Origin of the sequence: Phascolarctobacterium succinatutens, from assembly GCF_023497905.1 — a bacterium.
In the GTDB taxonomy this organism is placed as follows: Bacteria; Bacillota; Negativicutes; order Acidaminococcales; family Acidaminococcaceae; genus Phascolarctobacterium_A; species Phascolarctobacterium_A succinatutens.
This window is the reverse complement of sequence record NZ_CP097284.1, coordinates 2247258-2269005: the sequence shown is the minus strand read 5'-3', so window position 1 is coordinate 2269005 and position 21748 is coordinate 2247258. Positions and strand designations below refer to the sequence as shown.

21 protein-coding genes and 1 pseudogene are annotated in these 21748 nt (G+C 46.1%); 15 read left to right on the top strand and 7 right to left on the bottom strand.

Translation table 11 applies throughout. The features are described from left to right. Nucleotides 1-84: 84 nt before the first annotated feature. The 9 genes from M5E81_RS10940 (at nt 85) to M5E81_RS10900 (ending at nt 8933) form a co-directional block, all read left to right on the top strand. Entirely contained in the window at nt 85-1260 is a 1176-nt protein-coding gene (locus M5E81_RS10940; protein WP_249747511.1) for an ABC transporter substrate-binding protein, read from the top strand. A 125-nt stretch (nt 1261-1385) separates the two neighbouring features. Then, entirely contained in the window at nt 1386-2276 is an 891-nt protein-coding gene (locus M5E81_RS10935; RefSeq protein WP_249747510.1) for a branched-chain amino acid ABC transporter permease, read from the top strand. 11 nt (nt 2277-2287) lie between these two features. Further along, entirely contained in the window at nt 2288-3247 is a 960-nt protein-coding gene (locus M5E81_RS10930) for a branched-chain amino acid ABC transporter permease (protein WP_009145530.1), read from the top strand. Then, nucleotides 3222-3995 carry an ABC transporter ATP-binding protein gene (locus M5E81_RS10925; RefSeq protein ID WP_009145531.1) on the top strand — a complete coding sequence of 258 codons (774 nt, stop codon included), beginning with the start codon at nt 3222-3224 and terminating at the stop codon, nt 3993-3995. The genes M5E81_RS10930 and M5E81_RS10925 overlap by 26 nt, the downstream gene beginning before the upstream one ends. Next, the gene (locus M5E81_RS10920; protein ID WP_009145532.1) at nt 3995-4699 is read left to right on the top strand and encodes an ABC transporter ATP-binding protein; all 705 of its coding nucleotides are present in this window, start codon (nt 3995-3997) and stop codon (nt 4697-4699) included. The genes M5E81_RS10925 and M5E81_RS10920 overlap by 1 nt, the downstream gene beginning before the upstream one ends. A 99-nt stretch (nt 4700-4798) precedes the next feature. Further along, nucleotides 4799-5458 (top strand): CBS domain-containing protein, encoded by a 660-nt coding sequence (locus tag M5E81_RS10915; protein ID WP_009145533.1) that lies wholly within the window; start codon nt 4799-4801, stop codon nt 5456-5458. Then, nucleotides 5458-5664: a DUF951 domain-containing protein gene (locus M5E81_RS10910; RefSeq protein ID WP_249747509.1), complete on the top strand. Its 207-nt coding sequence runs from the start codon at nt 5458-5460 to the stop codon at nt 5662-5664. Before M5E81_RS10915 ends, M5E81_RS10910 begins: the two co-directional genes overlap by 1 nt. 138 nt (nt 5665-5802) lie before the next feature. Then, a complete protein-coding gene (gene rhuM / locus M5E81_RS10905) occupies nt 5803-6804 on the top strand; it encodes a virulence RhuM family protein (RefSeq protein WP_249747508.1) in 1002 nt (333 codons plus the stop codon). Nucleotides 6805-7355: 551 nt separating this feature from the next. Further along, nucleotides 7356-8933: an IS1182 family transposase gene (locus tag M5E81_RS10900; RefSeq protein ID WP_249747507.1), complete on the top strand. Its 1578-nt coding sequence runs from the start codon at nt 7356-7358 to the stop codon at nt 8931-8933. 199 nt (nt 8934-9132) lie between these two features. Here the strand turns inward: M5E81_RS10900 and M5E81_RS10895 are convergent, their stop codons facing one another. After that, nucleotides 9133-10305, bottom strand: coding sequence for an MFS transporter (locus M5E81_RS10895; RefSeq protein ID WP_249747506.1), 1173 nt, complete (start codon nt 10303-10305; stop codon nt 9133-9135). A gap of 466 nt (nt 10306-10771) precedes the next feature. On the opposite strand from M5E81_RS10895, the pseudogene M5E81_RS11460 reads away from it, so the two are divergent. After that, a pseudogene (locus M5E81_RS11460) lies at nt 10772-10921 on the top strand (flotillin family protein); the annotation flags it as partial. Between the two features lie 123 nt (nt 10922-11044). After that, a complete protein-coding gene (locus tag M5E81_RS10885) occupies nt 11045-11473 on the top strand; it encodes a 2-thiouracil desulfurase family protein (protein WP_249747504.1) in 429 nt (142 codons plus the stop codon). Between the two features lie 67 nt (nt 11474-11540). Here M5E81_RS10885 and bioF read toward each other — a convergent pair whose 3' ends face one another. The 6 genes from bioF to M5E81_RS10855 all read right to left on the bottom strand — a co-directional run bounded on the left by bioF (nt 11541) and on the right by M5E81_RS10855 (nt 18425). Further along, on the bottom strand, nt 11541-13442 hold the full coding sequence (gene bioF / locus M5E81_RS10880; RefSeq protein ID WP_249747503.1) for an 8-amino-7-oxononanoate synthase: 1902 nt from the start codon (nt 13440-13442) through the stop codon (nt 11541-11543). Between the two features lie 97 nt (nt 13443-13539). Then, nucleotides 13540-14925, bottom strand: a complete 1386-nt coding sequence (locus tag M5E81_RS10875) for an IS4 family transposase (protein ID WP_249747014.1) — start codon at nt 14923-14925, stop codon at nt 13540-13542. 352 nt (nt 14926-15277) lie between these two features. After that, the gene (locus tag M5E81_RS10870; protein WP_249747502.1) at nt 15278-15763 is read right to left on the bottom strand and encodes a hypothetical protein; all 486 of its coding nucleotides are present in this window, start codon (nt 15761-15763) and stop codon (nt 15278-15280) included. An 11-nt stretch (nt 15764-15774) separates the two neighbouring features. Further along, a complete protein-coding gene (gene bioA, locus M5E81_RS10865) occupies nt 15775-17130 on the bottom strand; it encodes an adenosylmethionine--8-amino-7-oxononanoate transaminase (protein ID WP_249747501.1) in 1356 nt (451 codons plus the stop codon). A 166-nt stretch (nt 17131-17296) separates the two neighbouring features. After that, entirely contained in the window at nt 17297-17980 is a 684-nt protein-coding gene (gene bioD / locus M5E81_RS10860) for a dethiobiotin synthase (RefSeq protein WP_249747500.1), read from the bottom strand. A 229-nt stretch (nt 17981-18209) separates the two neighbouring features. Next, nucleotides 18210-18425, bottom strand: a complete 216-nt coding sequence (locus M5E81_RS10855) for a tautomerase family protein (RefSeq protein ID WP_021719834.1) — start codon at nt 18423-18425, stop codon at nt 18210-18212. 324 nt (nt 18426-18749) lie between these two features. Here M5E81_RS10855 and M5E81_RS10850 point away from each other — a divergent pair, with 324 nt between their 5' ends. The 4 genes from M5E81_RS10850 to panD are packed head-to-tail and all read left to right on the top strand — an operon-like array spanning nt 18750 to nt 21701. Further along, nucleotides 18750-19598: a Rossmann-like and DUF2520 domain-containing protein gene (locus M5E81_RS10850; RefSeq protein ID WP_249747499.1), complete on the top strand. Its 849-nt coding sequence runs from the start codon at nt 18750-18752 to the stop codon at nt 19596-19598. Beyond that, nucleotides 19591-20430, top strand: a complete 840-nt coding sequence (gene panB / locus M5E81_RS10845) for a 3-methyl-2-oxobutanoate hydroxymethyltransferase (RefSeq protein WP_249747498.1) — start codon at nt 19591-19593, stop codon at nt 20428-20430. The genes M5E81_RS10850 and panB overlap by 8 nt, the downstream gene beginning before the upstream one ends. Before the next feature lie 31 nt (nt 20431-20461). After that, nucleotides 20462-21316 (top strand): pantoate--beta-alanine ligase, encoded by an 855-nt coding sequence (gene panC / locus M5E81_RS10840; RefSeq protein ID WP_009145843.1) that lies wholly within the window; start codon nt 20462-20464, stop codon nt 21314-21316. Nucleotide 21317: 1 nt separating this feature from the next. Next, nucleotides 21318-21701 (top strand): aspartate 1-decarboxylase, encoded by a 384-nt coding sequence (gene panD / locus M5E81_RS10835; protein WP_009145844.1) that lies wholly within the window; start codon nt 21318-21320, stop codon nt 21699-21701. Nucleotides 21702-21748 lie beyond the last annotated feature (47 nt).

The window sequence follows — 21748 nt, the reverse complement described above, 5'->3', positions numbered from 1 at the left end:
ATTAAGTTAGACCGGGCGCGTCTACTAGATGCGCCCTCTATAAAAAATATATTTTATTTATTTATTTCTGAGGGGGAATAAACCATGAAAAGAGTAACTAAGTTGTTATCTGTACTAGCAGCCGGCGCTATGTTTATGAGCGCGCTGACCGGTTGCGGAGGCGGCTCTAAAGGAGCTGACGGCGATACCATTAAGGTAGGCGGCCTGTTGGAAATGACCGGCGGTAGCGCATCCTTCGGTATCTCCGGTAAAAACGGTATCGACCTGGCACTGAAAAAAATAAATGAAAAAGGTGTGCTGGGCGGCAAAAAACTTTCTTTAGTTGTTGCTGATACCAAATCTGAAGCTTCCGAAGCAACCAACGGTATGCAAAAGCTGATTTCTCAGGATAAGGTTGTAGCAGTAATCGGTCCTAACCAATCCTCTGCTGTAATCGCATCCGGTGCAATCAACAACGGTGCTAAGGTTGTAGATATTACACCTATGGGCACTAACCCGGATGTTACCATTGATCCGAAAACTAAACAGGTTAAACCCTACAGCTTCCGTACCTGCTTTATTGATCCGTTCCAGGGTACTGTAATGGCAAGCTTTGCTTCCAATGAACTGAAAGTGAAGAAGGCTGCTATCTATATCGATAATACAAGTGACTATGCTAAAGGTCTGGCACAGTTCTTCAAAGAGAACTTTGTTAAAAACGGCGGTCAGATTGTAATTGAAGAAGCATATCTGCAAAAGGATACCGACTTCAAATCCACTTTGACCAAAATCAAAGCTGCACAACCTGATTTCATCTACATCCCCGGTTATTATCAGGAGGTTGGTCTGATTGTTAAACAAGCTCGTGAGATGGGGATCAACGTTCCTATGGCAGGCGGCGACGGTTGGGATAGCGCTAAGCTTCCTGAAATTGCCGGCAAAGCTGCTCTGGAAAACACCTTCTTCTCCAGCCTGTATTCTCCGGACGATACCTCTGATCTGAACAAAGAATTCGTAGCCGAATACAAAAAAGCTTACAATACCAACCCGGATGTATTTGCAGCATTGGCATATGATTCCGCTCTGCTGGTTGCAAAAGCAATCGAAGATGCAGGCAGTGCCGATCCGGCTAAAATTGCTGAAGCAATGGCTAAGATTAAAGGCTTCAAGGGTGTATCCGGTGAAGTAACCTTTAACGAACATCATAACCCGATCAAGAGTGCTGTAATTATCGAACATAAAGATGGCAAACAAACCTTTAAAACTAAAGTTAATCCATGATAGTTTACATTAGTAGTTAATCTGATTTAATCAACGAGGCTGTTGTTTTGCGTAGCAACAGCCTTTTCCTTTAAGTAAGCGTGTCCCGCTTACACAAATCTTTGAAATCTCTAGGGAGGTAAATTATGGAGACTTTTATCCATCAGTTTTTTCAGCAGCTGATAAATGGTGTATCTCTCGGCAGTATCTACGCATTGATCGCCTTGGGTTATACTATGATCTACGGCATCATTAAGCTGATAAACTTTGCTCATGGCGATATTTATATGTTGGGTGCCTATTTTGGCTTCTTCGCTACTACCCAATTAGGCTTGCCGTTCATTCCGGCAATTATTTTCTCGATGGCAGGCGCTGCTATCGCAGGTATTATTATCGAACGTGTTGCGTATCACCCCATGCGTAATGCACCGCGTATCGCAATTTTGATTACTGCAATCGGCGTATCCTTCTTCCTGGAATACAGCATGATTCTGCTGGTTTCTCCGCAGCCGAGAACCTTCCCCGCTGTATTCGGCGCTACAGTATATCACCTTGGACCACTGGTTGCTAACAGTCAGCAGCTGGTTATCCTGTTGAGCACTATTATCCTGATGGCTGTTCTTACCTACATTGTAAATAAAACAAAAGCCGGCAAGGCTATGCGTGCTGTATCCTATGATGCTGACGCTGCAAGGCTGATGGGCATCAACATTGACCGTGTAATTTCCACTACCTTTGCGCTTGGCAGTGCTTTGGCAGCAGCAGGCGGCGTGCTGGTAGGTGTTTACTATAACTCTATTGACCCGCTGATGGGCATGATGCCCGGTCTTAAAGCCTTCGTTGCCGCAGTTCTCGGCGGTATCGGTATTATCCCCGGTGCTATGATCGGCGGTATTATCCTGGGCGTTGTAGAAGCGATGGTCAGCGGCTATATTTCCTCTACCTTCCGTGATGCGGCAGCATTCGGTATTTTGATTATCATCTTACTTTATAAACCTTCCGGCTTATTAGGCAAGAACGTTCGTGAGAAAGTCTGAGGTGACATGGTATGAATGCAATTAGAAAATTTGATTTAAAAGCCATAGTTGCCTGCGTTATCGTTTTTGGTATCGTACAAGGCCTGCTCTTTGGCGAAATCATCGGTCCCTTCTGGGAGCTGAACATTATCCTTATCTGTATCAACATTATTCTTGCAGTCAGCCTGAACTTGATTAACGGTTATACCGGTCAGTTTTCTATCGGTCATGCCGGCTTTATGGCAGTCGGTGCTTATACCAGTGCTATTATGACGGTTAAGCTGGGTATGCCTTTTGAGGCAGGCCTGGTTGTAGCAACCCTGGCTGCCGGCCTGTTGGGCTTTTTGATTGGTTTGCCGACGCTGCGTCTTGATGGTGACTATCTGGCAATCGCCACCTTGGGCTTAGGCGAAATTATCCGTATCTGCATCCTGAACATTGATTATGTCGGCGGTGCTTCCGGTTTGATGGGCATTCCCCGTATGACCAATTTCGCGTATACCTTCTGGATTATGATAGCAATCATCTTCTTCATCAAGAACTTTAAAAACTCTTCCTATGGCCGTTGCTGCCTGGCAATCCGTGAAAACGAAATTGCTGCAGATACCATGGGTATCAACACTACTAAATATAAAGTAATGGCATTCACCTTCGGTGCTGCTTTTGCCGGTACTGCAGGTGCACTCTTCAGTCACTACTTCTTCCTGGCGCATCCTGCGTCCTTCACCTTCATGCGTTCCTTCGATATTCTGACCATGGTTGTTTTGGGCGGTCTTGGTTCTATGACCGGCGCTATTACCGGTGCGACATTGTTGACCTTCATTTCCGCTTATTTGTCGGATTACCCGGAATGGCGTATGATTATCTATTCTGTTACTATGATTATCCTGATGCTGTACCGTCCGCAAGGTCTGTTCGGCAGCAAGGAATTGAGCTTGAAAATGTTTAAATTAGGAGGTAAGGACAATGGCAGAACTGCTGAAGGTAGATAATGTATCCATGGTTTTCGGCGGCCTGCGTGCCGTTTCCAATCTTTCCATGCATATCGACGAGGGAGAGCTGATTGGCCTTATCGGTCCTAACGGCGCCGGCAAGACAACAGCCTTCAACATGATTACCGGCGTATATACACCGACAGAAGGCAAGGTATATTTTAACGGTCAGCAAAGCAGCGGTAAAAAATCTTACCAGGTTACGCAGATGGGCATGGCGCGTACATTCCAGAATATCCGTCTGTTCTCTGAGCTGAGCGTTATCGACAATGTAAAAATTGCTTATAATATGCACGTAACCTATAATCTGGCTGATGCTATAGTCCGCGACGGCAAGTATCTCAGTGAGGAAGAATTCATTACACAAAAGGCTCTTGATTTGCTGAAAATCTTCCATCTGGAGGAAGAAGCACATGAGGTAGCCAAAAACCTACCTTATGGCAAACAACGTCGTCTGGAAATTGCGCGTGCTCTGGCTACCGAGCCGAAGCTGCTGCTGCTGGACGAACCTGCTGCCGGCATGAACCCGCAGGAAACCAAAGAGCTGATGGAAATGATTCGCTGGATTCGTAAGGAATTCAATCTTTCCATCCTGCTGATTGAGCATGATATGGGCCTGGTAATGGGTGTCTGCGAGCGTATTTACGTACTGGAATACGGCATGAAGATTGCCGAAGGTACTCCGGATGAAATCAAACAAAATGCACGCGTTATTGAAGCATACTTGGGCGAGGAGGTTATCAACTGATGTTAACTGTTGAAGATATCAATGTATATTATGGCGCGATTCACGCTATCAAAGGTATCAGCCTCGATGTTCCCGATGGTGAAATCGTAGCGCTGATCGGTTCCAACGGTGCCGGTAAATCTACCACATTGCGTACCATTTCCGGTCTGATGAAACCGAAGACCGGTAAAATCTTATATGAAGGTCATGATATTGCCGGTGTACCGGCGCATAAAATTGTCGGCATGGGCCTGTGCCAGGTTCCTGAGGGCCGTCATGTTTTTGCCAATATGACTGTTCTGGAAAATCTGGAGTTGGGCGCTTATCTGCGTAAGGACAAGGACGGAATTGCCAAGGACATGGATGATGTCTTTAAAAAATTCCCGCGGCTGCTGGAACGTAAGGACCAGCTTTCCGGTACGCTTTCCGGTGGCGAGCAGCAGATGCTGGCTATGGGCCGTGCGCTGATGAGCCGTCCTAAGCTGCTGCTGCTGGACGAGCCTTCTATGGGTCTTGCCCCCTTGCTTGTAAAGGAAATTTTTAATATAATAAAGGAAATCAACGAGAGCGGTACTACCGTTCTGTTGGTTGAGCAGAATGCTAATATGGCGCTGTCTATCGCTGATAAGGCCTACGTTCTGGAAACAGGACGTATTACTCTGAGCGGTACAGCTAAGGAGCTGGCAAGCAGCGAGGCTGTTCGCAAAGCATATCTCGGCGGCTGATTAATATACAAATGCGTCGGGTTGCTTCATAGCTGCCTTAAAGTGAAAATGATTATATTAAAATGATTGTGTTTTCTAGTCAAAGGAGGTAAAACTCATATGTTAGTAAAAGATATTATGACTGAACCTGTTGTTACCATACGTGAGGATCAATCCATTTTGGAAGCACGCGAAATTATGCGTGGCAAAAGACTTATCAGCCTGCCAGTTGTAGATGATATGCAACGCGTACGCGGCATTATTACCAGTGATGATATCGGCAAAGCTTCTCCCAGTGACAGCAGCACCCTTTCCCGTTATGAGGCTAATTATCTGCTGGGACGTCTGAAGGTTAAAGACGTTATGAAACGTAGCGTTATCAGCGTTGAGGCAGATGATACTATCGAATATGTTGCCTACAAGCTGTATAAATACAAAGTTAACGCTCTGCCGGTTGTTAACCAGGAGAATAAGCTTTGCGGTATTGTTTCCCGCAGCGATATCTTCCGTTCTATCGTAGAAATTATGGGTATGAACCGCAACTGCCTGCGTATTACTATCGAAGCACCTGATAAAGTTGGTGTTGTTGCGGAAATCTCCAACATTATGAAGGAAGATGGCATTAATATTATTTCTCTGGTTACCAAGCAAAATGGTGATGGTACCGCTGAAGTTACCATTCGTGCCGCTCTCAATAATAATGGTATGGATATCATTGAGCAAATCCGTGAAGCCGGCTATGAGGTCAGCGACGTAATGACTTTGGACGGTATTGAATAATGCTTTCCGGTAAGGAAGTTAATGTAGGCGATATCGTCAAAATGAAAAAAGCTCATCCCTGTGGCAGTGATGAGTGGGAAATTACCCGTACGGGTATGGACTTTGGTATGAAATGCTGCGGCTGCGGACATTTTGTGATGTTGGCGCGTACCAAGTTCGAAAAGGCTGCGAAGGCGGTTGTGAAGAGCGCTGCAGCAGAAAAGTAAATAAGCAGATAAAGAGAACGCTCTCTTGCTATCGTCGGGTAGCAGGGGAGCGTTTTTTTATAATTTGACATAGTATGAATCATATGATACAATAACAAGAAAATATGTTCGTAAAAATTCAGGAAAGGGGCGTTGACGATGAGTAATGTTAAAGACTTTCGTTTTCTGCTTTATAAGGTAGAGCAAGAAGATGTTATTGTTAAGGCTTTTATCCAAAACGAAACGCTTTGGTTGACTCAAAAATCAATGGCTGAATTATTTGGTGTAAACAAGTCTACTATTTCCAGACATTTAAAAAATATATATGAGGAAAAAGAACTTGTTGAGCATTCAACTGTTGCGTTTTTTGCAACAGTTCAAAATGAAGGAGAAAGGGAAATCACACGCAATATAGCGTTTTACAATTTAGATGCTATTATTTCTGTAGGCTATCGGGTTAACTCAATGAGAGCTACCCATTTTCGTATTTGGGCAACGAACATTTTAAAAGAATATATACAAAAGGGATTTGTATTGGATGATGAGAGGTTAAAACAAGGCAAGAAGGCTTTTGGCAAAGATTATTTTCGTGAATTATTAGAGCGTGTTCGTTCAATACGTTCTAGCGAAAGACGTATTTATCAGCAAATAACAGATATTTTTGCTGAATGTAGTATTGACTATGATAAAGAGGCAGATATAACAAAAAAATTTTACGCAACTATACAGAATAAATTTCATTATGCTATTGCTGGTCATACTGCAGCAGAAATTATATATTATCAGGCGAATCACGAAAAAGAGCATATGGGATTAACAACATGGAAGAATGCTCCTGATGGTAGAATATTGAAGTCAGATGTTATTGTAGCTAAAAATTATTTGGATGAAAAACAAATACGACAATTAGAACGGACAGTTAGTGGATATTTTGATTATATTGAAGATCTGATCGAGCGAGAGAATACATTTACTATGGAAGAATTTGCTTCAAGTGTAAATGAATTTTTAGCTTTCCGTAGATATGATATACTTCCGGATAATGGTCGTATTTCTAGTAAAAATGCACATGCTAAGGCTTATGCTGAGTATGAGATATTCAATAAAACACAAAAAATAGAATCTGATTTTGATAAGTCAGTTAAGAAATTATTACAATAAAAATATTAAGGTGTTTAATCGCAATAAGAAATAGAGAACGCTCTCTTGCTATCGGTGGGTAGTAGGGGAGCGTTTCGGGCTAAAAGTCGCGTTATCGTTCCAGCGAAAAAATTCACATTGCTCCGTTACTATATAACTACGAGGAACAAGGAAGTTATGACAGGTTCGTTGTCCGTTCCAGTCGTCATAGCGCCGACGTTGATGTTTTGGGAAAGAGCTTTGAGGTTGAACGAGAACAATAAAAATAAGCTGTTAGCGTGTCTTGTGACGTGCTAGCAGCTTATTTTTCTTGATGCGTTTTACGTACTACGTGAGCGCATATTTGATTTCATAAAGAATTCTTGGCGTGCCAAACATTCCGACCTTTAAGTCTGAAACTTAGTAAATACAATGAGGCTGGGACAAAGCCCAACCTCAAACAGAAAAACCAGTGGAGTTTTACCGTCAGGTAAATTTCCACTGGTTTTTTAGTGCTAAAAGTACACAACGAGTTGCTTTTCTGTTAGAATTAAATCACCACAAAATAACAAAAACAAGGAAAGGAACTCGTCATGTACAAAAATTATAACATAAATCAGCTGGTTTTGCCTCTAAATTTAGAAATAAAAATTCAGGATAACGATATCGCAAGGCACGTAAACAATTTGGTTGAAAGTATTCCCAAAAAGGCCTTTGATAAATATTACAAAGAAACGGGCTGCCCGGCATATCACCCGAGAATGATGTTCAAAATATTATTGTGTGCCTACTCTCAGTCGGTATTTTCCGGTAGAAAAATAGAAGCGTTGTTATCTGACAGCATTCGTATGATGTGGTTAGCTCAGGGATATTCACCCAGCTACCGCACTATTAACAGATTCAGAAGCAACAAAGACATGCAGGAACTGCTTTGTCAGTGTTTTATTCAGTTCAGAGCCCAACTTATAAAAGAAAAGATAATAAACAATGAAGCTATTTTCATAGACGGAAAAAAGATAGAAGCCAATGCCAACAAATTCAGCTTTGTATGGAAAAAGGCTGTAGAAAAATATGGTATAAGTCTGATAGAAAATTCCAGACGGATATATGATGAATTGGTTGAGCAGAAAATAATTCCTGCCATGGAGCTTGAGCAAGAAGCTACGATTAACGAAAAAGAGATGGTTGAGGTGGTCGAAAAGCTTGATTCAGCTATTGAGGTTATGGACAAAGAAATAGCTGAATCTGATTCTGTCGAAAAACGTAAACGAATAAGGCACAAAAGGAAACGTCCGAAGCAACTCAGAAAAATCTTAAAAGATAATATTGCCCGAAAACAAAAATACGACAGACAACTTGCTATTATGGAGAATAGAAACAGTTATTCCAAAACAGATCCAGATGCTACTTTTATGCGTATGAAAGAAGATTATATGAAGAACGGCCAGCTGAAGCCAGGTTATAACGTACAAATAGCAACAGAAGGCCAATACGCTCTTGCATATGACTTATTTCCCAATCCTACAGATACTCGCACACTTAAACCATTTCTAGATGTTATTGAAAGCAGTTATTTTGCTTTGCCGGAATATATTGTAGCTGATGCTGGATATGGCAGCGAGGAAAACTATGTCGACATTATTGAAAACAGACAACTGATACCGTTAATTACTTATGGCATGTATCTGAAAGAGCAGGAAAGAAGATATAAAAAAGATGCTTTCAAGACCGCTAATTGGGATTATGATAATGCTGATGATTACTATACGTGTCCAAACGGCAAAAAATTGATATTTAAATATAATTCCCAAAGAAAAGATAAGAACGGCTTTGCGAGAAACTTTAGAGTATACGAATGCGAAGATTGTTGTAATTGCCCATACCGCAGTCAGTGTTGCAAGGCCAAAGAAGGCAATAACAGAAAAATAAGTATAAACGTAAAATGGGAACAGCAAAAAGAATATATTAGAGCACAGCTTTCAGATAATAAGACTGGTAAAATCTACAAGAGAAGGAAAATTGATGTAGAGCCAGTCTTTGGATTCTTGAAGGCTAATTTGCGTTTCAACAGATTTACGGTAAGAGGAAAATTCAAAGCAAAAATAGAAATGGGTTTGGCTTTAATTGCAGTAAATTTAAGAAAATATATGCAGCATACAGCTGCAGCTTAATTTTACGCGAAGTAAAAGGACTGGAATTTGAGAAAAAACTCAAATTCCAGTCCTTTTTTAGTTTGAGAGGGTGGTTTTGTCCCAGCCTCATACAGAATCGCCAAGTTTTGGGAAAAATCTTCCCAAAACTTTTGCAATCAAAAACGAGCAGGCTTTAGCGTTGCTGCTAAAATCAGCTCGTTTTGATATATGACGTATTTTACATTTTCAGCTTGCAGAAAACGTACTTGGCAATTCCTGCTTCAATGACAAGCAATAAGGCAACCAGTTCGAATACCGCGCTGATATTGATACCGTGGGCGACAAAGCCTAAAAGTGCGGGGCCTAGAATAACACCTGTATAACCTAAACTGGTTACGGAAGTTACCGCAGCGCTGATAGGCATGCCCTTCTGGTATTTTAAAAGTGAATAAAACACAGGGACAATGTTGGCACAACCAAGGCCGATGAGAATGAAGGCAAAGGCATTTAGATACAGGTTATCTAAAACAACTACGAGCGCAAAGCCTGCTGCCGTGACGATGCTGCCGCCGATAACAGCTTTTTGTTCGCCTAAGAATTGCACAGTTTTATCGCCTAAAAGACGCATGATGAGCATAGCAACGGAAAAGATAGCGTAACCTGTGCCTGCCAACGCTATATCCATATTTTTCACTTCGGTGAGCAGTACGCCGCTCAAATCCATAACTGCACCTTCAACAAGGAATGAAATGCAGGCGAGAATGCCTAAAACGATAACAATGCCGCGTGGGATAGCAAAGGCCTTTTCGCCGCCGGGGCTTTTATAATCCAGTAAGTGGCGGCCGAAAACTGCCAGCAACGCTAAAACAATAGCACAGTGCAGTGTGGCGATGAGCGTTACGTTTAAGCTTGAAGATGCCAGTACGCTGAAAAGACCTGCGCTGGCAAAGCAGCCGATACTCCAAAAGGCATGCATACCGCTAAGCAGTCTGCGGCCGGCAAGCTTTTCCACAATAACGGCATTGGTGTTCATGCTGACATCCGTTGCGCCCATGACTGCCCCAAAGAATGCAAGCGCAATGGCATAGCTCCAGATGTTTGGCAGGCAAGAAAGCAGCACGGAAATTAGTGGCATCAGCGTTGCACCTGTGATGACGACTTTTTTGCAGCCAAAGCGTTGTACGAGTGCGCCGGCCAAAGGCATAAAGATAAAAGCTCTGATACCGATGCACAGAAGAAAAAGACCGAGTACATCCGCTTCAAGCTTCAGGCGTGCTTTGACCATAGGAATCATCGGTGCCCAGGTGGAAATGACGAAGCCGGGCAGGAAAAAGGCGACACGCGCTGCATTGATTTCTTTGCTGCCGACGGAAATATTTTGTAAAGTGTTATCTGGTTTGTTGATTTGCATTGTAAAAACTCCTTTCGTTACCTAAGTAGCTATGAGAGCTTTTATGGGTTGAGTGTTGCCATAATTTATCTAAAAAAGCGGGATGAAATTCGTTTGAATCCTATCCCGCTTCAATAGCTTGAGCGCTACAAGTCCTCTGATAAATTATGATGATTTTACCACGAGCATATTTTGTTGTTAATGTGAGGTATTTAATTGTTGGTTTGAAGCATATTTTGATGTGTTTAGAAATTGTTGCTCTGCCTAACTTAGCAAGACCGCAAAGCTTCGAAGAATCTTCCCAAAACTTTTTTGATTGTTGGATTAATTGCTGTAAAAAGATTATCCTGTTTTTATCGTATACTTTTAATACATTGTGCTAATGTTCAAAATGCAACAAATAATTACCTTGTCTTTAAGTTTTGCCTATGTTATGATTTACTTAAAGCATTTAGATGATAAAGGGGGAATTATTTTGACTTATGGAATTGTTTTTCTCGTTATTATTTCCCTGGTTTTATTTATTATTGCGGCTAAGACCTGTTATGTGAAGGCACCCCCAAACGTGGCGTATATTATTTCCGGCTTGACGAAAAATCCACGTATTCTTATCGGTATAGGCGGTTTTAAAATTCCGCAGCATTGATGGCAAGCTGCCGGAAGTTCCTGTAGAAATAAGCAAGGAAGAATAAAAATGAAATAAGCTGTTAGCATCCGGTATGTTAGCAGCTTATTTTTACAATAACGGAGGAATGTTTCTTTGAAGATTCTCGTGAGTGCCTGCTTGTTGGGCAAAAATTGTAAGTATAACGGTGGTAATAACTTAAATCAAAGCGTGTTGGATTTTATCGAAGGACATGAGGTTATCGGCGTTTGCCCGGAGCAGTTGGGCGGGCTCTCTACACCGCGTTTGCCGGCGGAAATGGTTGAAGGCATAGTGACGAACAAGGAAGGCATCAGTGTGGATGCAGAATTTCGCAAGGGAGCGCAGACAGCATTGGCAGCTGCTTTGGAAAAAAAGGTGGATTTGGCAATTCTGCAATCACGCAGTCCCAGCTGTGGCGTGAAGGAAATATATGACGGCAGCTTCAGCGGCAAGAAGGTAAAAGGGCAGGGTGTGTTCGCCCGGCTGCTTACTAAGTATGGCATCAAGGTGCTTGATGCCGAGGATATAGCTGAGCATAAATAAGCTGGTTTATAAAAATTAAAAGGCAAGGTCTTAGGATGTATGTTCCTAGGCCTTGCCTTTTGGTGCTTTATTTTTTATACTTTCTGATTGCCGCACCGATCAGCTTCGCTGTCTGCGACAGCTCCGCTTCGGTGTGCGTTGCCATGAGAGCAACGCGCAGGCGCGCAGTACCCTTTGCTACCGTCGGATAGCGGATAGCGGGGGCGAGCACGCCGTTTGCCAACAGCTCGTCAGCAACCTGCAGAGCGGACTTCTCATCGCCGATGATAATAGGAATGATGGCGGTGGGAGAGTAGGCTTCTACGCCTTCAGCATGTAGAGCGTTTAAGAAAAACTCTACGTTGTGCTGCAGATTTTGCGCACGTTGCGGTTCTTCCTTCAGTACCTCGATTGCTCGCAATGCAGCAGCGAGCGTTGCAGGAGTCTGCGAGGTGGCGAAGATAAAGCTGCGAGCTTTATTCTTGAGATATTCAATGATTACCTTGCTGGCGCAGGCGTAACCGCCTTCGGCGCCGAGTGCTTTGCTGAGCGTACCCATGAGAATGTCAGGGCGAACGGTATTGCCGAAATGCTCAACAGTACCGTGACCGGTTTTGCCGATAACGCCGGTGGCATGTGCTTCGTCAATCATCGTGAGCAGATGATACTTTTGGCCGAGTGCGACGAGAGCAGGCAGGTCGACGATATCACCGTCCATACTGAAAACTGCGTCGCTGACAATCAATCCCCTGCTGCAGGGGGTAGCAAGGATTTTCGCTTCCAGGTCCTGCATATCATTGTGCTTATAGACAACGATGCGCGCTTTGGAAAGACGTGCGCCGTCGATGATGCTGGCGTGATTGTATTCGTCACTGAAGATAACGCTTTCACTGTTGCAGAGGGCGGAAATAATGCCGACGTTGGCCATGTAACCGGTGTTGAATACTAATGCTGCTTCCGTACCCTTGAACTGTGCCAGCTTGCTTTCGAGTGCTTCGTGCAGTGCGGTATTGCCGGTAGTCAGACGGCTGCCGCCGCTGCCTGCACCCCATTGAAGCGCAGCTTCGGCAGCGGCTTGCTTAACGCGGGTATCTGCTGCCAAATCAAGATAGCTGTTGGAGGCCAGCATTAAAACCTTGCGTCCCTGCATTTCAATGTATTTACTCTGCTCACTGTCCATGGTGCGCAGGGAGCGGTAAAGATTCTGCTCCTTAAGCTGTTTCAGCTCGTCAGCAAAAATCTGCTCCGGGTTTGGATTAGCAGGCTTTTCAACTGGCAGTCCGCGTACAAGTACACGCTGCTTTTCCAGGTAATTGATAGCATCCTCGGCCTTAGCCTTGGTGCTGTCAAAGATAAATACACGGCCACCGTGCGGATTGCCCATTTCCTTCATCGGCATGAGGCGTACATAACCATGCTTTAAGGAAGCTAGGTAGCCGACGAGGTAATCGGGATCATCGGAAAGGCACAGCTCGGCGATGATGCCGGGGGCGTTAACAACTTTGGTAGCCAATACGATGGCTTCACGGAAATGGTTTTTACCGCTACAGTTGCTCGTTGCTCCTTCGGCATCCATATAGGTTACGCGGATGCCTCGCTCGTGGTCGGGTTCAAGTCTGGAGTTTGTGGCGACGTCATAGAGAACTGCACCGCGTATAGGATGGTTGTGACGCAGAAGGTCGATTAATGCATCTGCCTTGGCTTCCAATCCCAGCTCGCAGAGCATTTTCTTCATGATTTTATAGGTTTCCTCTACTGTGTCGGCAGGACGTTTGCTGACAGGCAGAGCGTCGAGATATTGCAGCTTTTCCGGTGCGACCTCTTCCATTTTGACGTTGATGAAGTCTGCTCGGCCGAGGCCGTGATGCAGAGCGCGCTCGGTAAGTGCGCTGACAGCGCTGCTGATATCGGCTTGCGGGATAATGCGTTCTGCGCCGCTGACATGTAAATCACCTTTGGATGCGCGCATTTTGATGCTGTATAAAGGCATAGGGAAATCTCCTTTGTATTTATGAACTCAAACTTCGCACACGGAAAACATCCCGTATGCCTTGATAAATCAGCTTGAACTGAATGTCGAAAGCCATTCACGCACACTTCTGTGCACGCAGACGACTCATCCAAAGAGCGGGCAGATCGTTCAGGAATCGTTCCAAGAGCGATTCGACCAGCAAGACTTCTGACGGATATTCTGCCCGAAGCTGCTCCGCAAACTCCTGCAACACGAGGCGAAGCGCTTCCATGTACTTCAAGTCCGGAAGCTCATCAAGCCCCAGATAGAAGAGCTCGCCGAGGCTTCGCCCATCCGTGTTCTCACGTTCCTCGACAGCCAGGAGCATATATCGTGTGCAGACGACGGCGACATGCGCCGTCATCGCATCGTAGGAGACGGAACGACAATCCTTGCCGAGCCGCAGGTAGGACTTGCACGCTTTGAAGAACACCTCGATGCCCCAGCGCTTCCCGTAGAGCTGGATGACTTCTTCCTCCGAAAGCGAGAGGTCTGTCGTGACGAGGACGAGATAATCCTTCCGCTTGTTGCGGTTCCGCACGAAGACCAATCGCACAGGCACGAGGGATTCTCCCTGTTTCGTCGCGACAGCATCGACGGACAGGAGGTAACGCGAGCGTCCGCGGCGTTTCTTGTGTTCCTTGTAGATGGCCTTGACGTTCGAGATCTTCCCTTCGCAGGGGTAGCGCACCTTCTTGCTCTTCTTTGCCATAGCGGTGACGTCATAGCCGAGGTCATGGATGGCTTTCAGCGACGACGGCGAGCAGAACCATGTGTCGAAGAGGACGTACTGCGCGGGGATTCCTGTCGCCTTGACCTCCTGCAACAAATTGAGGACGACGGCTGGCGCTTCCATCTGCGCGAGCTTGCGCTGCTTTCCGCCGTTGCTTCTTGCATCGACGGATGCGCTGGCCTCATTGAGCCGGTTCTTTTCCTTCGAGGTTGAAAGAAGGCAGAACGTGAGTGGCAGGAACGTGTTCCCGTCCGTCCAGCCGAGGACGAGCAGGCGGAAGCCCTTCGTATAGCGGCGGCTCACATGGTCGTAGACGTTCGCCAAGAGTTCCACGCGCTTGGAACGCGAGCGGCTGAAGAGCGAATCGTCGACGACGATGGCACAACGCCGGCCGGCATCCGTCAGCGGCTTGATGGTTTCGTTGATGATCCGCGCCGCAAGAAGCAGCGTGAACTTGCGCCAGTTCGTGTGGCAGGAGTTCAAGAAGCGGTAAGCCGTGTCCTTGCCGAACGGCAGCGAATCCTCGTGAAGTCGGCGCTGCATATAGAGCGAGCGGTTCTCGAAGATGATGCTTACGAGCACGAGGAAAACGAGAATGGAGGAAAATCCTTTGAGCTTGCAAGCGTTGGCCGCGCGCAGAATCTGGCCGACATGATAACGACGGAAGAACGCCGAAGTTTTCTTCGAGATGGATTCCATCTGCTGGGTGGTTTGTGATATACTTTTCATAGCATGAGCCTCCGGTGCTTGGTATGTTTTTGAGCCAACATAATTATACCAAACTGGCAAGACTCATGCTATTTTTCTGTTTACAAAGCCTGGACTTTCAAGGGGTGCAGGGGATTTTTACCTGCGAAGTTTGAGTTTATGAATTAAGTGTTAAAAATTGCCCCCTTTCGCCTCACTATGTTCGGCACCTTCCCTATACTAAGACCCATTTTTCATGTAATGAAAAATGTTGGTCGTGTTATACTCGAAGAGTGCAAGGGGCAGGCAAGATCTGCGGTCGAACTTTCTTAGTTCCCCTTGGGGGAACTGTCAAGCGTTAGCGAGACTAAAGGGGGCTTCTCTAAACTATTTATCAGCCTCTGAGCAAAGCAACTTTGGTAAGCAGCTGTTTTGCGGGCTTATAGAATGCACCGGCAGCAACTGCGGTAAAAATCATACCGGGTAAGGCTGCGGCGGTGAGTACCATCCAGTTTACACCGGTAACCTGCCACAGTACGAGGCGGGCAGCGAAGGTTCCGAGCGGGCCGCTGACAGCAACAGTAAGCAGATTAGTTCCGAGCAGGGCCATGGTGCCACCGGCAACAACGCGGAATACCATCTGTACAAGTACGTTGATGATGTTGTGCATGCCGAGCATCATTCCCAGCATACTGGCAAGGATACCTGCGATAATGTAGCGTTTAAAGCCGAAGCAGGCGCAGATGAGTACGGCGATTGGTGCAGATAACTGGAATTCGCCACCGGCAATTGGCGAAGGGATTTTAAAAGAACCTGAAATCAGAATCAAGACACCTAACAAAGCGATAGTAGTCAGCTCTTTCATACTCAAATCTTTCATTTATTTGCTCCTTACTTTAAAACCTCATCCATAGACTGTTTAGCCAGTGCTATAGCCTTATCCAGATCTTTATTTTCGATATTCAGCGGCGGGTTGAAGTAGATGACGTTACCCAGAGGACGCAGCAACAGACCGTGGGTAAGTGCTTTTTTATAAATTTCGTAGCCTATACGCAGGTCGCCGTCGAAGCCGATTTTCTTATCCTTATCGGTAACAAGCTCCATAGCGTTAATCAGGCCGATATGACGGATTTCACCGATGTTTTTATGAGCGCCGAAGGTATCCATGAGCGCATTGTGGAAATATGTTGCTTTTTCCGCAGCATGCTCGAGAATTTTTTCTTCCTTCATAATCTTAAGTACAGCAAGGGCGGTAGCGCAGCCGATAGGGTTACCGGCATAGGTGTGGCTGTGCATGAACTGCTTGCCTTTGTTGTAATCGTCATAGAAGGCATCGTAAATTTTGTCTGTGGTGCAGACAATAGCCATCGGCAGATAACCGCCGGTGAGTGCCTTACTGATGGTCATGATATCAGGAGTGATTCCCGCATGGTTGCAGGCGAACATTTTGCCGGTTCTGCCGAAGCCGGTAGCAATTTCGTCGGCAATCAGCAGTACGCCGTACTCATCACAGAGCTTACGCAGCTTTTGCAGGTAGAGAGGCGGATAGATACGCATGCCTGCGCAGCCTTGCACGATAGGCTCAACGATAATTGCAGCGGTTTCTTTTGCGTGTTTGGCAAATTCTTCCTCAGCAAATTTGAAGCATTCGCATTGGCAATGCTCGCGGTCTTTGGCAAACGGGCAACGGTAGCAATCAGGTGCCTTTACATGGATGTTGTTCATCATCATGGGTTTATACATCTGTGCGAACAGGTCCATGCTGCCTACGGAAAGAGCGCCGATGGTTTCACCGTGATAACCTTCGCTGAGGCACATGAAGCGCTGTTTTTCCGGGTGACCGGTCTGCAGCTGATATTGGAAAGCGATTTTCAGTGCGATTTCTACGGAAGAGGAGCCGTTGTCGGCGAAGTTGAATTTGTTCAGGCCTTTGGGGAGAACATCAACCAGCTCTTCGCACAGCTTAATAGCAGGCTCGTGGGTGAAGTTAACGAAGATAACGTGCTCTAATTGTTCAATCTGCTCTTTGATGGCGGCGTTGATTTTGGGATTGCAGTGACCTAAAAGGTTACACCACCAGCTGCTGATGATATCAAGATATTCGGTGCCGTCGGCTGCGTAGAGGTAGGGGCCTTTAGCGTGGTCAACGATGATAGGACGTAAGGTTTCGTAGTCCTTCATTTGGGAACAGGGATGCCAGATGTGGGCTAAATCTCTTTTTTGTAAATCTGCTACTCTATCGTTCATTTTTTCTTCCTCCTGAGTTTTGTGTCATTATTGTTTATTCCCCCTTCCGCCTCACGTTATTCGGCACTTTCCCCGTAGGGGCAGGCAAGATCTGCGGTCGAACTTTCTTAGTTCCCCCTCGGGGGAACTGTCGAGCTTTAGCGAGACTAAAGGGGGCTGTTGATTTTTATTTATATAATCCTTTAAGCACTTCTACATCAATATCCAGCTCGCTGGCATTCGGCGGTACGCAGGCAAGTACGGGGACCGCTGTAATTTCTTCCATCATACGCTTGTTGTCGGCCTGCATGAAGTTGCTGCCGTCGTAGTTGTTAAGGATGATGCCGCGGACGGGAATGTCTTTCTGCTTGAGGTAAGAGATGGTCAGTACGCAGTTGTTGATGGAACCGAGCGCTGCGTTGGAGATTACCAATACGCCCAAATCAAGCTTCTTGATGATGTCCTCGAGCAGGATGTGCTCTTCGTCCCAACGGATGGGGCAGATGATGCCGCCGCTGCCTTCCATGGTAACGTAATCATATTTGGCAAGGGAAGCCTGATAATCAGCTTCAATCTTTTCCATTTCTACGGGATTGCCCTCGCGCAGTGCTGCCAGATGCGGAGAAACTGCTTCCTTATAAATGTAGGAAACAAGGTTTTCCGGTTTTTCCGGGATGTTGGCGGTTTTAGCAACAAAGACTGCGTCGCCCGGCAGCCAGGTGCCGTCAGGCTGTTCTTCGGCGCCGCTCAGCGCTGCTTTGTAATAGCCTGCGTTGACGCCTGCATCGCGTAAGCGTTTAACAAGCAGGCCGGTAACGTATGTTTTACCGATATCTGTACCGATTGCTGTAATGAAAAGACCTTTACTCATAATTTTCACCTTCGTAATTTATTTTGGTTAACTTAAAATTCTATACGGTTAACTTTGTTATAGCTTAAGTATACGCTGTGAAGATTTTAATGTCAACCTAGCAAAATAGTATGGTTAACCATGTCGGTTGGGCATAAAAAAAGATTGACAGCCATATTTTGTGGTTATAACTGTCAATCTTTGCTTATTTTGTGGTTAACGAAGAATCATCTTAATAAAAAGGAAAAAATTATTTTTTTGCTGCTGCGTTTTTACGGATTTCGGTTACCGGTATGCCGCCGATGCCCCAGTTATCTGTATCAACCTCGTCGATGGTGACAACGGTGGTAGATTTGTTTTTGCCTAGAACGTCATGCAGAAGATTGGTTGCGCCTTCGATGAGAGCACGCTTCTGCTCAGGTGTAACGTTACCTTCTTTGGTGATTTTGATGTTTACATAGGGCATGCTGATGACCTCCTTGCGTTTTTCTTTCATTATAGCATATTTTGCTTGCAAACTGCGCGTTTCTATGCTATTATAAGTGCGGTAAAATTTACTGATGCACAGTAGCATTTAGGATGAGCTGGAGCAGTTAACAGTAAAGCTTACTTCTGAAAAATTTTTAAATCAATACTCGCTTGGATCTATAAGACCGGGACGAAGACGCAAACAGGCTAACTATGCGCATTCCGTACCGGAATGCGCTTTTTTATATGCTTCGGCATTAATCGGCAATTCCATAGCCTTGAATTTGCACAGCGTCTCCTGTGGTCAGAAGGGAGGGCAATCTTGAAGGTTGGTATTATTGGCGGTGGCCGCGTTGGCAGCCGTCTGGCTGCAAGCTTGCGTGAAGCAGGCGTGCTGGTCGGCATTACGGCTGCATCTGAGCAGCACAGCGCACAGCTGGCACAGCAGTTTGGTGTACCGGCGACGGATAACGCGAAGCTGTGGCAGGCAGCGGACGTGTTGTTGCTTACCGTACCGGACCGGTTAATTGGTACGGTAGCGGAGGAGCTAGCGCAAAGCGTGACACCGGCGGCTAAGGTTGTACTGCATGTGAGCGGCAGTGTGGGATTGGAGCCTTTGGCTCCGCTTGCTCAGCTGGGCGCACACGTAGGCAGCCTGCATCCGCTGCAAAGCTTTGCCGGCGGCAATACAAAGCTTGCAGGTGTGTATATGGCGTTGGACGGTGACAGCGAAGCGCAGGACGCAGGCAAAAAGCTCGTTGAGCTTTTTGGCGGCAAAGCGTTCAGTGTTCCTGCTGAAGAACGTGCGGCCTACCATGCGGCAGCGTGTATCTGCTCTAACTACGCCGTAGCGGTGGAGGCTATGGCGGCGCAGCTGATGGCGCGCTGGACCGGCAGCAATGAAGCTGCCTGGGAAGCACTGCTTCCCTTGTTCAAAGGCACAACGGCTAATTTGCAGGCTACGCAAAATCCTGCAGCGGTCCTGACGGGACCAATTGCCCGCGGTGATGTCAGCACGGTAGCGAAACATCTTGCTGCCTTACCGGCAGATGTAATTCCTGCCTATTGCTCTCTGGGCCTGGCGACAACCTCGCTGGCCCTTGCTAATGGCACTATTGACGAAAATGCAGCTGATGAGCTGAGAAATTTGCTTGGAGGATATTATGGCTAACAAACAAGTAACAGTCGCAACGATTAAGGAAATGAAGCAAAATGGCGAACCTATCACGATGATAACCGCTTACGACGTAGCAATGTCCCGCAACGTGAACGAAGCAGGCGTAGATATGATTCTTGTAGGTGATTCCCTGGGTAACGTAATTTTAGGATATAATTCCACAGTCCCAGTAACGATGGATGAAATGATTCATCATACCAAGGCTGTTATGCGTGGCAACAGCACTGCTTTAGTAGTTGGCGATATGCCGTTTATGAGCTATCAGGCAAGCATTGTTGACGCAATGTATAATGCGGCACGTTTCCTGAAGGAAACAGGCTGCACTGCAGTTAAGCTGGAGGGCGGCTCTGAGGTAGTACCTCTCGTAGAGCGTCTGACACAGGCCGGCATTCCGGTATGTGCTCATATCGGTCTGACTCCGCAATCTGTAAATCAGCTGGGCGGCTTCAAGGTACAGGGCAAGGATATTTCCGCTGCACAAAAAATGATTGATGATGCCAAGGCTTTGGAGGCTGCAGGTGCTTTTGCCTGCGTGCTGGAATGCGTTCCGGCCGCACTGGCTGCTAAGGTAACCAGCGAGCTGAAAACCATGGCTACCATCGGTATAGGTGCCGGCAACGGCTGCGACGGTCAGGTGCTCGTATGCAATGACCTTTTGGGAGTTTCCACCGGCTTCTGCCCGAAATTTGTTAAGAAGTATGCTAATCTGCATGATACTACCGTAGAAGCAGTAAAGGAATATATTGCCGATGTTAAGGCAAGAACCTTCCCTGCTCCTGAGCATACCTTTAAGATTGACGATGCTGTTTTAGAAAAATTATATTAATACTTTCATAAATAAAGTGAGGTAATTCAAAATGAAATTAGTACATACAGTTGCAGAGCTGCGCGAAGAGGTTGCAGCAGCTAAAGCTCAGGGGTTGACCATCGGCCTGGTGCCTACTATGGGCGCTTTGCATGAAGGCCATGCATCCCTGATTAAAGCAGCTAACATGGAAAATGACTTTGTTGTAGTCAGCGTTTTCGTAAACCCGACTCAATTCGGTCCTAACGAAGATCTGGACGCTTATCCGCGTACTCTGGAAGCAGACTGCAAGCTGGCAGAAAGCATGGGCGCTAACGTAGTTTTCGCTCCGGCTCCGAAGGAAATGTATCCGAGCGAAGATGCAACATGGGTAGAAGTAACCGGTGATATTACCAAGGTTCTGTGCGGCCGTACCCGTCCGATTCACTTCCGCGGTGTAACTACCGTTGTTACCAAGCTGTTCAACCTGGCACAACCTGACCGTGCTTACTTCGGCCAGAAGGACGCACAACAGGTTGAGGTTCTGAAGCGCATGGTAAAAGACCTGTTCTTCAATATCCAGCTGCGCATTATGCCGATTGTCCGCGAAGCTGACGGTTTGGCAAAGAGCTCCCGCAACACCTATCTGAATGAAGCAGAGCGCAAAGCAGCTCTGGTACTGAGCCGTAGCCTGAAGGCTGCTAAGGAGCAGTACGAAGCAGGTGAGCGTGACGCTGCTAAGATTACTGCGGCTGTTACCGCTTCCATTAAAGAAGAGTCCATGTCTGATATTGATTATGTTGAAATTTATGCACTGCCGGAATTGAAACCTGTAGCAGCTCCGATGGCAGGCAGCAACCTGCTGGCTGTAGCTGTTAAATTCGGCACCACACGTCTGATTGATAATGTAGTTTTGGAGGAGAAATAATATGCTTTATACTATGCACCATGGCAAAATTCATCGCGCTACCGTAACCCAGGCTAATCTGGAATATATGGGCAGCATTACTATCGACAGCGAGCTGCTGGAGCTGTCCGGTATTCTTCCGGGAGAGCGTGTACAAATCGTTGACAACAACAACGGTAACCGTCTGGAAACATATGTTATCGCCGGTGAGCGTGGCAGCGGTGTTATCTGCCTGAACGGTGCTGCTGCACGTAAGGTTCTGGTTGGTGATACTGTTATCATCATCGCTTACAGCCTTATGACCGAGGAAGAAGCTAAAACTTATGTACCGAAGGTTGTAATGGTTGACGAAAACAACCATCCAATCAACGTTCGCGGTACTGAAAAGGAAGCAGAAATCGGCTGATTATAAGCATTATATGAGCACGTTGCGGCTTGCGCTTGGCGCAGGCT

What these genes read in the sequence shown, in the direction of transcription:
- M5E81_RS10940 (WP_249747511.1), top strand. Translation starts at nt 85, where the DNA reads ATGAAAAGAGTAACTAAGTTGTTATCTGTACTAGCAGCCGGCGCTATG.
- M5E81_RS10935 (WP_249747510.1), top strand. Translation starts at nt 1,386, where the DNA reads ATGGAGACTTTTATCCATCAGTTTTTTCAGCAGCTGATAAATGGTGTA.
- M5E81_RS10930 (WP_009145530.1), top strand. Translation starts at nt 2,288, where the DNA reads ATGAATGCAATTAGAAAATTTGATTTAAAAGCCATAGTTGCCTGCGTT.
- M5E81_RS10925 (WP_009145531.1), top strand. Translation starts at nt 3,222, where the DNA reads ATGGCAGAACTGCTGAAGGTAGATAATGTATCCATGGTTTTCGGCGGC.
- M5E81_RS10920 (WP_009145532.1), top strand. Translation starts at nt 3,995, where the DNA reads ATGTTAACTGTTGAAGATATCAATGTATATTATGGCGCGATTCACGCT.
- M5E81_RS10915 (WP_009145533.1), top strand. Translation starts at nt 4,799, where the DNA reads ATGTTAGTAAAAGATATTATGACTGAACCTGTTGTTACCATACGTGAG.
- M5E81_RS10910 (WP_249747509.1), top strand. Translation starts at nt 5,458, where the DNA reads ATGCTTTCCGGTAAGGAAGTTAATGTAGGCGATATCGTCAAAATGAAA.
- rhuM (WP_249747508.1), top strand. Translation starts at nt 5,803, where the DNA reads ATGAGTAATGTTAAAGACTTTCGTTTTCTGCTTTATAAGGTAGAGCAA.
- M5E81_RS10900 (WP_249747507.1), top strand. Translation starts at nt 7,356, where the DNA reads ATGTACAAAAATTATAACATAAATCAGCTGGTTTTGCCTCTAAATTTA.
- M5E81_RS10895 (WP_249747506.1), bottom strand. Translation starts at nt 10,305, where the DNA reads ATGCAAATCAACAAACCAGATAACACTTTACAAAATATTTCCGTCGGC.
- bioF (WP_249747503.1), bottom strand. Translation starts at nt 13,442, where the DNA reads ATGCCTTTATACAGCATCAAAATGCGCGCATCCAAAGGTGATTTACAT.
- M5E81_RS10875 (WP_249747014.1), bottom strand. Translation starts at nt 14,925, where the DNA reads ATGAAAAGTATATCACAAACCACCCAGCAGATGGAATCCATCTCGAAG.
- M5E81_RS10870 (WP_249747502.1), bottom strand. Translation starts at nt 15,763, where the DNA reads ATGAAAGATTTGAGTATGAAAGAGCTGACTACTATCGCTTTGTTAGGT.
- bioA (WP_249747501.1), bottom strand. Translation starts at nt 17,130, where the DNA reads ATGAACGATAGAGTAGCAGATTTACAAAAAAGAGATTTAGCCCACATC.
- bioD (WP_249747500.1), bottom strand. Translation starts at nt 17,980, where the DNA reads ATGAGTAAAGGTCTTTTCATTACAGCAATCGGTACAGATATCGGTAAA.
- M5E81_RS10855 (WP_021719834.1), bottom strand. Translation starts at nt 18,425, where the DNA reads ATGCCCTATGTAAACATCAAAATCACCAAAGAAGGTAACGTTACACCT.
- panB (WP_249747498.1), top strand. Translation starts at nt 19,591, where the DNA reads ATGGCTAACAAACAAGTAACAGTCGCAACGATTAAGGAAATGAAGCAA.
- panC (WP_009145843.1), top strand. Translation starts at nt 20,462, where the DNA reads ATGAAATTAGTACATACAGTTGCAGAGCTGCGCGAAGAGGTTGCAGCA.
- panD (WP_009145844.1), top strand. Translation starts at nt 21,318, where the DNA reads ATGCTTTATACTATGCACCATGGCAAAATTCATCGCGCTACCGTAACC.